Source organism: Paraplanobispora siamensis (genome assembly GCF_016863175.1).
Lineage (GTDB): Bacteria > Actinomycetota > Actinomycetes > Streptosporangiales > Streptosporangiaceae > Planobispora > Planobispora siamensis.
Genome location: NZ_BOOJ01000104.1, coordinates 1 through 13,419 on the forward strand (window position 1 = coordinate 1; position 13,419 = coordinate 13,419).

The following is a 13,419-nucleotide window of genomic DNA, read 5'->3' on the forward strand; positions in this document are numbered from 1 at the left end:
TACTATACCGGCTCTTGCTTATATAAACCACGGCTGATTATTAGCGTCGCGGCGGGTCAGCGGGCGCAGCCTCGCTGGAGGCGGCCCGCGCCGGCATCGGGGCGCAAGCGATCGAGACCGCCCAGCCGGCGGCGCTGCAGGGCGCACGCCTGCATCAGGGCTTTGGCCATCGTCACGGGGATCGCAAATCCTCAGCGTTGCGGAGGACGAACGTTGCGGAGGACGAACGAGGATGAACTCTGTGTCCGCGGTCTCAACGGCGCGCCGTGCGAGCTCGCTCGCGGCGCGCTGTCGGGCGGAGGCGGGGCCGGGTGATCATCCGGGGATCACTGGCGGGGCTCCCATGTGACAGGGAATGTGTCGCCTTCGGCCGTCATGGGGCCACGCACCATGGAACACCTGGAGAGCCGGTTCGGCGCCGCCGGGATGCGGCTGAGCGACGACCTGCTCGACGGACGACGCGATCGTGCCGCCCGGCCGCATACGCTCAATCCGGCCTATGCGGTCGGCAGCCGCAGCTCGCCGGTCCGTCCGTCTGTTGCGCGAAGCCCCCCCGCAACCGGCCGGGCAGGTGGCGCGCCACCCTCACGCCCAGTTCGGTGGGCAGGTTCGGTGTGTCGCCGATCGGGGATCAGGCCGGGGATCAGGGCAAGATCGAGGCCAGGTCCTTCGGCATGGTGGACTTCACGTCCTGCCACTCGCCGTCGCTGATGTGCTTCCTGAGCGCGTGCAAAACCTTCTTGACCAGGTCCTCCTCGCTCTCCTGGAACTCGAATGCCAGCTCGCAGGAGACGCGGTTGAGGAACTCCTTGCGAGAGGCCTTGACCGGCACGGTGCTCGGTCGCCAGCCGTCGTAGTAGACCCCGCGCATCAGCAGCGGCAACTGGGCGGCGAACTGGGCGCTCTCGTCCACGGTCAGCCGGTCGCGCAGCGCGTGCAGCACGGCGCGCAAAGCGGCGTAGGACTGGTTGCGGCGCTCAGGCGTCCACCCGTGCGCCTCCTCGATCTCCCGCAGCACGCGGTTCGTCTTGTCCACCGTACGGTTGAACGGCGCATAACCGGTTTCCGCCATCTCCTTCACCCCTTCCCTACCTGGGCGGGCATGCCTCTGTTCGAGCTTCGGCGAGGCGGGCGTGGAGTCACATCCCCCAGCCGGGTAGTCGTCCCCGTCAGGAGCGAAAGATTTTGCCGGACATGGGATTCCCCGCTTCCTGCCGTGGGAGGCCCTCCATGGGAGGAATCATGCGGGGACGCGATCGGGAATGGCGTCTCGTCGATGGCCTGCTGCAGAAGTTGCGGCGAGGTGAGGGCGGGACGCTGCTGGTGGACGGCGAGCCGGGGTTGGGGAAGAGCCGGCTGCTGGCCGAAGCCGTCGCCGAGGCGTCCGAACGCGGGATCGGGGTCGTGCAGGGCAGGGTGGAGGAGCTGGGCGAGCTCGCCCCGTGCAGCATGTTGCTGGAGGCCCTCGACCTGCGGTCCGAGCCGGGAGACGGCGACGGCGCCGCCGAGTTTGGCCCGCTGCTCCTGGAGCGGTTGCGGGTGGGCCTCGAGAGACTGGCCCCGGGGCCGGTGCTGGCTGCGCTCGACGACCTGCAACGGGCGGACCCGGCGACGCTGAGGATGGTGCACACCCTGCACGACCTGCCGGACGACCGGCCCATCAGCTGGCTGATGTTCCGCTCGACCGCGCCGATCGCGTGCCAGGCAGTGTCGCTGTTCGACATCCTGGAGCGGGAGGGGGCCGAGAGGGTGACGCTCGCGCCACTGTCACTGGCCGCAGTCGTCGCGCTGACCGAGGACACCCTCGGGAGATCGTCCGATCCGGCGACGCGGGCGCTGGCGGCTAGGACCGGCGGCAATCCGCTGCTGATCACCGAGTTGTTCGCGGGACTGCGCGAGGAAGGGCTGCTGCGGGACACAGCGCCCGCCCGCCCGCCCGGTCGGCTGCGGATCGTGGTGCAGGGCTGGACCGACACCTTGAGCACGAAGGCCAGGAGCCTGGTGGAGACGATCGCCGTGCTCGGCCGCTCGTTGTCGCTGGAGCACGCCGCGTCATTGCTCGACACCACGCCGGCCGCGCTGCTTCCGGTCACGGAGGAGGCTGCGGCCGCGGGCATCCTGATCGTGACCGAGAACGGCCTGGCCCTCCGTCACGAACTGGTCGCGGACATCGTGGCCGCGGGCATCCCTCCGTCGGTGCGGCAGTCCCTGCTCGACCAGTCCGGGGTCCTCATGAGCTCTGAGAGGGTGGGGCCGGCTCGTCTGCTCACCGGCCCGGCCTCCACCGCCATAGACGCGGCGATCGCCAGCGGGCGGCTGCACGAGGCCGAGGAGATGGTACGGGGCCGCCTCGCCGAGCACGGCTCCGTGTACGGTTCGGCCGAACTGCGCTGCCTGCTGGCGGACACGATGTACCTGACGGGCAGAGGAGACGAGGCGATCCACGAGGCCGAGACGGTGCTGGCGGTCCCGGGTCTACCCGGCCACGTACGCGAGCGGGCGACCTTGGTCCAGTTGTACGCCATGGCGCGCCTGCGGGACGACGGCACCGCGCGGGCGCACGCGCAGGAGATCATCGACGGGAAGAACCGTTACGGTCCCGCGGCCAGGAGCGCCGCGCTGGTCGCCCTGGCCATCGCGGAGCGGCGCGAGGGCAGGTTGTCCGGCGCGCTGGCCCTGGCGGAGAGCACCGGACGGCTGGCCGGGGCCGGCTCTCCGAAGGAATGCCGCTATGAGGCATGCCTGACCGCGGCGGGCGTGCTCGTCGACGTCCACCGGCTGGACGAGGCGCGGGCGATGCTCCGCCAGGCGCGCAAGGATATGTTCGGCCACGGTCATCTGGCCTGGGCCGCGGACGCCTCGACGCTGGAGGCCCGCCTGGCGCTGCTCGCGAGCCGTTTCGACGACGCGGTCACCGAGGCGAGGCGAGCCCTGGACCTGGCCGGCGCGCTCAACACGCCGCTGTCGGTCGCGGCGGCCTGCGCGGTGCTCGCCGCCGTCGCGCTGCGGCGCGGCGACCTGCAGGGAGCGGCGCATCATCTCGGGGAACAGCCTGGGGGAACGGCCGAGGCACGCTTGCGGCACACCTTGCTGGCCGCGCAGGTCGCGGAGGCCCGCGACGGGCCGCGCAGCGCGATGAGCCTGCTTGCGGAGCTGCCCCGCCCGCTGATGCTCACCATCGAACCCGCGGCCGGCCCCTGGATGGCCCGGGTCGCCCTGGACGCGGAGGACCGGGCGGCGGCCGAGTTCGTGGTCGCCGCCGCAGAGGCACTCGGCGCGGCCAACCATGAATTTCCGGCGTTGGGCGCCGCCGCCGCGCATGCCCGGGGCCTGCTCGAGAGGGATTGCGATGCCCTCGCCCTGGCCGCCGAGCGGGCCGAGGACATGTGGGCGCGAGCCTCCGCCGAGGAGGACCTCGGCAAGGTGCTCGCCGCCGCAGGCCGGCGCGTGGAGGCCACAGAGAGGTTGGAGCGCGCCCTGGGCACGTACGACGACATCGGCTCGGCAAGGGACGCCGCGCGCGTCCGCCGGAGGCTGCGCGGCATGGGGGTGCGCCACCGGCACTGGAGCTACGCCGAACGGCCGGTCTCCGGTTGGGACAGCCTGACCGAGACCGAGCACGCTGTCTCGTCGCTCGCGGCGGACGGCTGGACCAACCCGCAGATCGCCGAACAGATGTTCATCAGCGTGCACACGGTCGCCTTCCACCTGAGGCACGTCTTCCGCAAGCTGAGCATCAGGTCCCGGGTCGAGCTCGCGCGGCTCGCGGCGGAGCAGACACGAGACGGCTTCGATCCGCCGCCCGGTGACAGGCACGCTTGAGCCGCGCCGGCACGGGGCGCGGCGATGACTACCCACCTGGGGGATGTGGCCGCGAAGAGCGGGCGGAAGGCTCGAAACAAGGGAGGAAAAGAGCGTCATTACCCGTGCCCAAGGCGCAGGCCTCCGAGCCCGGCACATCGAGCTCCCAGAAGGTCTCAGCCTGAGCAGGAAAGAAGGAGCCATGTCCGTCGCGCTGTCTGGCCCCATCAGGACCAACCGCGAACTGATCGGAAGTTACGGCAGCTACGAGGAGGCGCAAAAGGTCGTTGACTACCTGTCCGATCACGGGTTCACCGTAGAGGGAACGCTGATCGTCGGCACCGGCCTGCACTCGCTGGAACGCGTCATCGCGCGCATGACCTATCTGCGGGCGGCCGGCTGGGGTGCGGCGAGCGGAGCCTGGTTCGGGTTCCTCATCGGCTTGTTTCTGGCGGTCTTCTCCACCATGGTCGCAGCCGTGTTGCCCGTGGTGTTGTGGGGGCTGCTGTGGGGTGCGATGGCGGGAGCGGTCTTCGGATTGATCTCGCACGCGATGCTGGGCGGTCAGCGGGACTTCGTCTCCGAAAGCGCCCTCGTCGCTGACAGGTACGAGGTCCTCGTCGAGTCGGAGCATGCGGCCAAGGCCCATCAACTGCTCCGAGGAATGACCGGATAGAACCCGAAAAAGGAGCACGAGGGAGAAGAGAGAAATGGCGAAGGCAGTCGGCATCGATCTCGGTACCACCAACTCGGTGATCGCCGCCACGGTGGACGGTCACCCCACGGTGATACCCAACGCTGAAGGCTCCCGGACGACGCCGTCCGTGGTGGCGTTCACCGATCAGGGCGAACGGCTGGTCGGCCAGCTGGCCCGCCGCCAGGCCATCCTCAACCCGAAAGGAACGATCTATTCCGCCAAACGCTTCATCGGCCGGCGCTACGACGAGATCCAGAGCGAGCAGCACGCCGTCTCCTTCGACGTCGTGGAGGGGCCCCAGGGAGCCGTGCGCTTCCAGGTCGGCGACAAGCAGTACGCGCCGGAGGAGGTCTCTGCGCTGGTGCTGCGCAAGCTGGTCGCGGATGCGGCGAAGTATCTCGGCGAGAAGGTGACCGAGGCGGTCATCACCGTTCCGGCGTACTTCAACGACGCCCAGCGCCAGGCGACCAAGGACGCGGGGCGCATCGCGGGGCTCGAGGTCCTGCGGATCATCAACGAGCCGACGGCGGCGGCGCTCGCGTACGGGCTGGACAAGAAGTCCAATGAGACCGTGCTGGTCTTCGACCTGGGCGGTGGCACCTTCGACGTCAGCATCCTGGACATCGGCGAAGGCGTGGTCGAGGTCCGCTCCACCTCCGGGGACGGGCATCTCGGCGGTGACGACTTCGACCGCCGGATCGTCGACCACCTGGCCGATGAGTTCCAGCGGGATCAGGGCATCGACCTGCGCAACGACCCGCAGGCTCTGCAGCGCCTGTTCGAGGCGGCGGAGAAGGCCAAGGTCGAGCTCTCCGAGGTCACCCAGACCACAATCAGCCTGCCGTTCGTCACGGCGGACGCCTCGGGGCCGAAACACCTCAACACCACGCTCATGCGTTCCACGTTCGAGCAGATCACGGCCGACCTGGTCGAGCGCTGCGTCCCTCCCGTCAAGCAGGCGATGGAGGACGCCAAGCTCAGGCCCGCGGACATCGACGAGGTGATTCTCGTCGGGGGGTCGACCAGGATACCCGCCGTGCAGAATCTCGTGCGGCGGCTGACCGACGGCAAGGACCCCAACATGACGGTGAACCCGGACGAGGTCGTCGCCATCGGCGCGGCGGTCCAGGCCGGGATCATCAAGGGCGAGGTGCAGGACGTCGTCCTGCTCGACGTCACGCCGCTGTCGCTGGGCGTGGAGACCCTCGGCGGCCTGATGACCAAGGTCATCGAGCGCAACACGACGATCCCGGCGCGCCGTACCGAGGTCTTCAGCACGGCCGAGGACAACCAGAGCGCCGTCGACATCGTCATCCTGCAAGGGGAGCGGGAGCGCGCCGCCGACAACCGGGTGCTCGGGCGCTTCCGGCTGGAGAACATCCGGCCCGCGCCGCGGGGGGTGCCGCAGATCGAGGTCACCTTCGACATCGACGCCAACGGCATCCTCAACGTCTCCGCCCGGGACAAGGACACCGGTGCCGAGCAGCGGATCACCATCAGCGAGAGCTCCAACCTGGACAAGTCGGAGATCGAGCGGATGGTCGCCGACGCCGAGCAGCACCGTACGGAGGACCTCAGGCTCCGGGAGGCCATCGACGCGCGCAACGAGCTGGACTCGGTCGCCTACCAGGTGGAACGCCGTCTGGAGGAGCTCGGCGACGCCGTGCCCGTGCACGAGAAGGCGCGGGCGGAGCAGCTCGTCCAGGACGCCAGGCAGGCGATCAAGGAAGAGGCGCCGGTGGACCGGCTACGCACGCTCAGCGGAGAGCTGCAGCAGGTCTATCACGGACTGGGGGCCGCTGCGGGCGGCGGGCCGAGCGTGCCGCCGCAGGGCAGGACGGAACAAGCCTCCAGCGGCAGTGACGAGGACGTGATCGATGCCGAATTCACGACTTCGAGGCCCGAGTGACATGAATGAGCACAGATCCGAGACCCGGGACCAGGCCGGCCCGGCCACCCCGCGGGGCGAGCAGGTACCCGCGGAGGCGGCCGCGCCGGCGGAGACCGATGCGAAGCTGGCGGAGCTGGAGGACCGGTGGCTGCGGGCGGTCGCGGAGCTGGACAACCTGCGCAAGCGCAGCGCCCGCGACGCCGAGCGGATCAGGACCGAAGAGCGGTCCAAGGTGGCGGCCGGGTGGCTGCCCATCGTGGACAACCTGGAGCTCGCACTGAGCCACGCGGTCCGCGGCGACGGGGGCGGGGGCGCCGTCCTTGAAGGGGTACGAGCGGTACGGGACCAGGCGGTCACCCTGCTCGACAAGCTCGGCTACCCCCGTCATGACGAGAGCGGCGTGCCCTTCGATCCCGCCCGCCACGAGGCGGTGACGACAGTCGAACGGGCAGATGCCGATCCGGGCACCGTGGTGGAGGTGCTCAGACCCGGCTACGGCGACGGTGAACGGCAGCTCAGGCCGGCGATCGTGGCCGTCGCGAAGAAGGTGGAGTGATGGCCGAACGCCGGGACTTCTACGAGGTGCTCGGCGTCAACCGGAACGCCGACGCCGACGAGATCCAGCGGGCCTACCGCAAGCTCGTACGCGCCTACCACCCCGACGTCAACAAGGATCCCGGCGCTGAGGACAGGTTCAAGGAGATCTCGGAGGCCTACAGCGTGCTCTCCGATCCCGAGACGCGTCGCCGCTACGACGCGTTCGGACACGATTTCCGCCAGGTGCCGCCCGACGTCGATCCCGCGGACTGGGCCCGCGCACGCAGCCGAGCGGGCGCGGGAGCGCGGGCCGGCGCCGGGGGCGGCCGGTGGCGCTCGGCCGGAGCCGAGGACTTCGGCTTCGGCACGGACGAGGGCATCGACCTGGAGGACCTGCTCGGCGGCATGTTCGGTGGCCGGGGCAGACGGCAGTGGGGGCCGGTGCCCGGCGCCGATCAGGAGGCGGAGCTGACGCTGACCGTGGAGGAGGCGTATCACGGCGGGCGTCGCAGCATCACGCTGCCCGGAGGCAGGCGGCTGGACGTCACGATCCCGCCCGGTGTCACGAACGGGCAGCGGATCAGGCTCGCCGGCCAGGGCGGGCACGGCAGTGAGGGAGCCCAGCCGGGCGACCTCCACCTGATCGTGCGGATCGCCGACCATCCCCGCTACCGAGTGGAGGGCCGCGACATCTACGCCCCGCTGCCCCTGGCCCCCTGGGAGGCGGCGCTCGGCGCCACGGTCGCCGTCGACACCCCGGGCGGCGAGGCGAAGGTGAAGGTGCCGCCGGGCACATCCACGGGCCGCCGCCTTCGCCTGAAAGGACGCGGCATGCCCAGTCCGCGCGGGGCGGCGGGCGACTTCTACGCCGAGTCCCGGATCATGGTGCCGCCCAGGCTCACCGACGAGGAGCGGCGCCTGTTCGAGCAGCTCGCCGCCGTCTCGCACTTCGACCCCAGGAGGCGCTCATGAGCTACGCGCTCGTTCGCCAGGTCCGGCTCGACCTGGACGCCTACGCGCGGGCCACCGGCCTGCACCCGCAGGCCGTGCGCCGGCTGGTGGCGCTCGGCCTGCTGGAGCCGGTCAGGAACGCCAGGGGAGAGCTGTGCTTCATGCCCGCCCAGGTGGCGGCGGCGGCCCGCATCCAGCGGTTGCACGAAGGACTGGCCATCAACTACGCCGCGATCGGCGTGGTGATCGACCTCCTCGATCGGATCGAGGAGCTGGAGGCCGCCCTGCGCGACCTCCCACGACCACGCTAGGGGGCTGGAGTGGACCCGAACAGGATGACGCAAAAGTCGCAGGAAGCCCTGCACGACGCCCAGACCAAAGCCTTGCGCTTCGGCCACACCGAGGTCGACGGCGAGCATCTCCTGCTGGCTTTGCTCGACCAGCCCGAGGGGCTGGCGCCCAGGTTGCTGGAGCAGGCCGGCGCCGATCCGCAGCGCCTGCACGCCGATCTGGAGGACGAGCTGTCGCGACGGCCCAAGGTCAGCGGTCCGGGCGCGGCACCCGGTCAGGTGTTCCTCACCCAGCGCCTGTCGCGGCTGCTCGACGCCGCCGACCGGGAGGCGCGCCGGCTCAAGGACGAGTACGTCTCCGTCGAGCACCTGCTGCTGGCCCTCATCGAGGAGGGATCCACGACGGCCTCTGGACGTCTCATGCATGCTCAGGGCCTGAGCAGGGATCGGTTCCTGGAGGCGCTCACCGCCGTACGGGGCAATCAGCGAGTCACCTCGGCCATGCCGGAGGTGGCCTACGAGGCGCTGGAGAAGTATGGGCGTGACCTGGTCGCCGACGCCCGGGCGGACAAGCTCGATCCGGTGATCGGCCGTGACGAGGAGATCCGGCGGGTGATCCAAATCCTCTCCCGCAAGACCAAGAACAACCCGGTCCTGATCGGCGATCCCGGCGTCGGCAAAACGGCCGTCGTCGAAGGGCTGGCGCAGCGCATCGTCCGCGGCGACGTGCCCGAGGGGTTGCGAGACAAGACCGTCTTCAGCCTGGACATGGGCTCGCTCGTGGCGGGCGCCAAGTACCGCGGGGAGTTCGAGGAACGCCTCAAGGCCGTGCTGAACGAGGTGAAAGCGGCGGAGGGGCGGATCCTGCTGTTCGTGGACGAGTTGCACACGGTGGTCGGAGCCGGGGCGACCGAGGGCGCCATGGACGCCGGCAACATGCTCAAGCCGATGCTGGCCCGGGGCGAGCTGCACATGATCGGCGCGACCACGGTGGACGAGTACCGCAAGCACATCGAGAAGGATGCCGCCCTGGAGCGCCGGTTCCAGCCGGTGCTGATCGACGAGCCTTCGATCGAGGACACCATCTCGATCTTGCGCGGTCTGCGTGAACGCCTGGAGGTCTTCCACGGCGTGAAGATCCAGGACAGCGCGCTCGTCGCCGCCGTGACGCTGAGCCACCGCTACATTGCCGACCGGTTCCTGCCGGACAAGGCGATCGACCTGGTGGACGAGGCGTGCGCGATGATCCGGACGGAGATCGACTCCATGCCGGCCGAGCTGGACGCGCTGACCAGGCGGGTGATGCGGCTGGAGATCGAGGAGGCCGCGCTGGCCAAGGAGAACGACCCGGCCAGCAGGGAGCGTCTTGCCGAACTGCGCCAGGAACTGGCGGGCACGCGGGCCGAGGCCGAGGCGATGCGGGCACAGTGGGAGGCCGAGCGCTCCGCCCTGCGCAAGGTCCAGAGCCTGCGGCAGGAGATAGAGGCCGTGCGGCGGGAGGCCGAGCAGGCCGAACGCGACTACGACCTCAACCGCGCCGCCGAGCTGCGCCACGGCAAGCTGCCCGAGCTGGAGCGCCGGCTGCACGCCGAGGAGGAGCGGCTGGGCACCCGGCAGAACGGCCACCGGCTGCTGCGCGAGGTGGTGACCGAAAGGGAGATCGCGGACATCGTCTCCCGCTGGACCGGCATCCCGGTGGCCCGGCTGCAGGAGGCCGAACGGGACAAGCTGCTCAAGCTCGACCAGATTCTGCACGAGCGCGTCGTCGGACAAGAGGAGGCCGTGCGGCTGGTGGCCGACGCCATCATCCGCGCCCGCTCAGGCATCAAGGACCCCAAGCGTCCCATCGGGTCGTTCCTCTTCCTCGGGCCGACCGGCGTGGGCAAGACCGAGCTGGCGAGGTCCCTCGCGGAGGCCCTGTTCGACACCGAGGACAACATGGTCCGCATCGACATGAGCGAGTACCAGGAACGCCACACGGTCAGCCGCCTCGTCGGCGCCCCTCCCGGCTATGTCGGTTATGAGGAGGGCGGGCAGCTCACGGAGGCGGTGCGGCGCAAGCCGTACTCGGTGGTGCTTTTCGACGAGATCGAGAAGGCCCACGCGGATGTGTTCAACGCGCTGCTGCAGGTCCTGGACGACGGCCGGCTGACGGACGCGCAGGGCCGCACAGTCGACTTCCGCAACGCCGTGATCATCATGACCTCGAACATCGGTTCCCAGCACCTACTCGACGGGATCACCCCCGACGGCGAGATCAAGCCCGAGGCTCACGACGGCGTGATGGCAGAGCTGCGCCGGCACTTCCGGCCCGAGTTCCTCAACAGGATCGATGACATCGTGCTGTTCAAGCCGCTGACCGAGGCGGAGATCGAGCGGATCGTCGAGCTGATGTTCACCGACATCAGGCAGCGGCTGGCCGACCGGCGGCTCACCCTGGAGGTCACCGAGGAGGCCCGCAAGCTCATCGCCAACCAGGGATACGACCCGGTCTACGGTGCCCGGCCGCTGCGCCGGTTCATCGCTCGCGAGGTCGAGACCAGGATCGGCCGGGCCCTGCTCACCGGAGACATCCCCGACGGCGCGACCATCGTGGTCGGCGCCGACAAGGGCGAACTGAACGTCACCTTCTACGCCCCGGAGAGCTGACATGCACATCGCGCGCTGTACCAACTGCGGGAGGCCGAACAAGGTTCCGGACGCTGCCTCGGGCACGCCCCGCTGCGGCAACTGCCACCAGCCGCTGCCGTGGATCGCAGACGCCGGCGACGACACCTTCGCGGAGGTCGCCGAACGGGCAGACCTGCCAGTACTCGTCGACTTCTGGGCGGAATGGTGCGGGCCGTGCAAGATGGTCACGCCCGCGCTCGAACAAGTCGCCCAAGAGATGGCGGGACGTGTGAAGCTCGTCAAGATCGAGGTGGACCGCTCCCCGGTCCTCTCCCAGCGCTTCACCATCACGGGCATCCCGGCGCTCATGATGCTCAAGGAGGGCCGCGTCGCGGCTCAACACGTCGGCGCGGCCCCGGCAGCCCAGTTGCGCGAATGGGTCGAGGACACGCTGAGGACGCCGTCATGACGCGGTCGCCGGCCACCCTGCCCGAGACACCGGACCTGTACGGGGCCTATCCCCGGCTGGATGAGTGTCGCATCGCGGACTTGTCGCGGTGCGGCGAGCGCAGGTCCGTGTCGCCCGGCGAGGTCCTCTACCGGGAGGGCGAGCCTGCCGATGAGTTCATCGTGATCCTGCGCGGCAAGGTGGCCACGGTCGAGGGGTACGGCAGCGCGCAGGAGCGGACGATCGCCGTTCACGGCCCCGGCCGTTTCCTCGGCGAGCTGGGCCTGCTCACCCGCCAGGTCGCGTTCCTGACTGCGGTCGTGCGGGAGGCCGGCGAGATCCTGGTCGTCCGGGCCGACCAGGTGCGTACGCTGGTGGCCGGTGATCCCGCGTTCGGGGACCTCATCCTGCGCGCCTACCTGACCCGCCGTACCCTGCTGATCGGCATGGACGCCGGGTTCCGTATCATCGGCTCCCGCTACTCGCCCGATGCCCGCCGGCTGCGCGAGTTCGCCGCCCGTAACAGGCTTCCGCATCGGTGGATCGACCTGGAGGAGGATGAGGAGGCGGAGGCGCTGCTGCGCCAGCTCGGTATCTCCCCGCAGGAGACGCCGGTCGTGATCTGGCGCGGAGACCAGGTGCTGCGCAACCCAACCGTTGCCACGCTGGCCAAGACCGTCGGCCTGCCCGTACCGCGGCGCGGCGACGGCGTGTGCGACCTGATCGTCGTGGGTGCGGGCCCCGCGGGCCTGGCCGCGAGCGTGTACGCGGCCTCGGAGGGCCTGACCACGGTCGTGCTCGACGCGGTCGCCACGGGCGGCCAGGCGAGCACCTCCTCCCGCATCGAGAACTATCTCGGTTTCCCGTCGGGCATCTCGGGCGCCGAGCTCGCCGAACGCGCCGTCATCCAGGCGGCCAAATTCGGCGCCTGGCTGACCGTACCGGCCGAGGCGAGCGGGCTGGAGTCCGACAACGGCCACTACAGCGTGCTCGTCGAGGGCAGACCTGCCGTGCAGGGCCACGCCGTGATCATCGCCACCGGCGCTCGCTACCGCAAACTCAACGTTCCCGACCTGGAGAAATACGAAGGCTCTGGCGTCTACTATGCGGCGACGCCGTTCGAGCTGCGCATGTGCCGGCAGGCGCCGGTGGTCATCGTCGGCGGCGGCAACTCCGCGGGCCAGGCGGCACTTTACCTGGCCAGGAACGCCTCGTCGGTGCGCATGCTCGTCCGCAGCGGAGATCTCAGCGAGAGCATGTCCCGCTACCTCATCGACGCGATCAGCCGGACGCCCGGCATCGAGATCATGTTCCACACCGAGGTACGCGAACTGCTCGGGGACGGCTCCCTGCGGGCCGTCCGCGCCCAGAACAACCAGACGGGGCACCCCATCGAGATCGAGACCAATGCGATGTTCGTGTTCATCGGCGCGGATCCGCACACCGGCTGGCTGGCGGGCGCCGTCGCGCTGGACGACCGGGGCTTCGTCATCACGGATAACGGCTCGTCGCACGGGGATGCCCTTCCCCTGGAGACCGGGCGGCCGGGCGTGTTCGCCGTGGGAGACGTTCGCAGCGGGTCGATCAAACGGGTCGCGTCCGCGGTCGGGGAGGGCGCCATGGCGATACGCCTTGTACACGAAAGGTTCACCAAGACCGGGAATCGACAGGGATGATGACGCGTGCGCATCAACAGTCTTCGGTGCCACAGCCGGGACGGGGTCCTGGTGACCTCACGCCCGGCGACTGAGGATGCCGATGTCGCCACCGTTCGGCATGCCCGTCGGGCGGCTCCGCCGGCATGCGCCGGTCACCGCGCTGCCGAAAATCTCATCCACCCGGCTCGAACTGCATGTGAGTACTCGTGGAGGAGCCTGCCGATCAACCCCTGCTCTACAGGTGGCCATGGCCGGGATAGGCATGTCCGACGTGCCATACCCATCAGGTGTGCAAGGGTTCTCCGAGGTCGGCGCCGTGTGTGGCTGCGGCTGCATTAGCCGGCCGATGGCGGAGGCCGAGCCAGGGGCCCCGGCGTAGGCGGCGTGGCCCGCAGGGCAGGTCTCCGCACCGCTTGGTGGCGCCGCCCCTCTGGCCCTCGCGATATCAGATCATCGTTTCGAGCCCTCTGCTGTGTGACGGTTAGTAATTGATTGACTACTAAAAGTGTCCGGCTGTGGGTTCAGGAGGTTTTCCA

10 protein-coding genes are annotated in these 13,419 nt (G+C 69.7%); 9 read left to right on the forward strand and 1 reads right to left on the reverse strand.

Annotated features, from left to right (window positions below; all coding sequences use genetic code 11):
• Nucleotides 1–643: 643 nt before the first annotated feature.
• Nucleotides 644–1,072 (reverse strand): DUF2267 domain-containing protein, encoded by a 429-nt coding sequence (locus Psi01_RS42105; RefSeq protein ID WP_204069812.1) that lies wholly within the window; start codon nucleotides 1,070–1,072, stop codon nucleotides 644–646.
• Between the two features lie 170 nt (nucleotides 1,073–1,242).
• Here Psi01_RS42105 and Psi01_RS42110 point away from each other — a divergent pair, with 170 nt between their 5' ends.
• The 9 genes from Psi01_RS42110 to Psi01_RS42150 all read left to right on the forward strand — a co-directional run bounded on the left by Psi01_RS42110 (nucleotide 1,243) and on the right by Psi01_RS42150 (nucleotide 12,901).
• Nucleotides 1,243–3,822, forward strand: a complete 2,580-nt coding sequence (locus tag Psi01_RS42110; RefSeq protein ID WP_204069813.1) for a helix-turn-helix transcriptional regulator — start codon at nucleotides 1,243–1,245, stop codon at nucleotides 3,820–3,822.
• Between the two features lie 181 nt (nucleotides 3,823–4,003).
• Nucleotides 4,004–4,477, forward strand: a complete 474-nt coding sequence (locus Psi01_RS42115) for a YflT domain-containing protein (protein ID WP_204069814.1) — start codon at nucleotides 4,004–4,006, stop codon at nucleotides 4,475–4,477.
• A 34-nt stretch (nucleotides 4,478–4,511) separates the two neighbouring features.
• Complete coding sequence (dnaK, locus tag Psi01_RS42120) at nucleotides 4,512–6,407, forward strand: molecular chaperone DnaK (protein WP_204069815.1); 1,896 nt, start codon at nucleotides 4,512–4,514, stop codon at nucleotides 6,405–6,407.
• A gap of 1 nt (nucleotide 6,408) precedes the next feature.
• Complete coding sequence (locus Psi01_RS42125) at nucleotides 6,409–6,945, forward strand: nucleotide exchange factor GrpE (protein WP_204069816.1); 537 nt, start codon at nucleotides 6,409–6,411, stop codon at nucleotides 6,943–6,945.
• Nucleotides 6,945–7,898, forward strand: coding sequence for a DnaJ C-terminal domain-containing protein (locus Psi01_RS42130; RefSeq protein WP_204069817.1), 954 nt, complete (start codon nucleotides 6,945–6,947; stop codon nucleotides 7,896–7,898). Before Psi01_RS42125 ends, Psi01_RS42130 begins: the two co-directional genes overlap by 1 nt.
• Nucleotides 7,895–8,188 (forward strand): chaperone modulator CbpM, encoded by a 294-nt coding sequence (locus Psi01_RS42135; protein WP_204069818.1) that lies wholly within the window; start codon nucleotides 7,895–7,897, stop codon nucleotides 8,186–8,188. Before Psi01_RS42130 ends, Psi01_RS42135 begins: the two co-directional genes overlap by 4 nt.
• A gap of 24 nt (nucleotides 8,189–8,212) precedes the next feature.
• Nucleotides 8,213–10,816: an ATP-dependent chaperone ClpB gene (gene clpB / locus Psi01_RS42140; RefSeq protein WP_239128439.1), complete on the forward strand. Its 2,604-nt coding sequence runs from the start codon at nucleotides 8,213–8,215 to the stop codon at nucleotides 10,814–10,816.
• Between the two features lies 1 nt (nucleotide 10,817).
• Entirely contained in the window at nucleotides 10,818–11,246 is a 429-nt protein-coding gene (gene trxA, locus Psi01_RS42145) for a thioredoxin (protein WP_204069820.1), read from the forward strand.
• Nucleotides 11,243–12,901 (forward strand): FAD-dependent oxidoreductase, encoded by a 1,659-nt coding sequence (locus Psi01_RS42150; RefSeq protein WP_204069821.1) that lies wholly within the window; start codon nucleotides 11,243–11,245, stop codon nucleotides 12,899–12,901. The genes trxA and Psi01_RS42150 overlap by 4 nt, the downstream gene beginning before the upstream one ends.
• The last annotated feature ends 518 nt before the right edge of the window (nucleotides 12,902–13,419 follow it).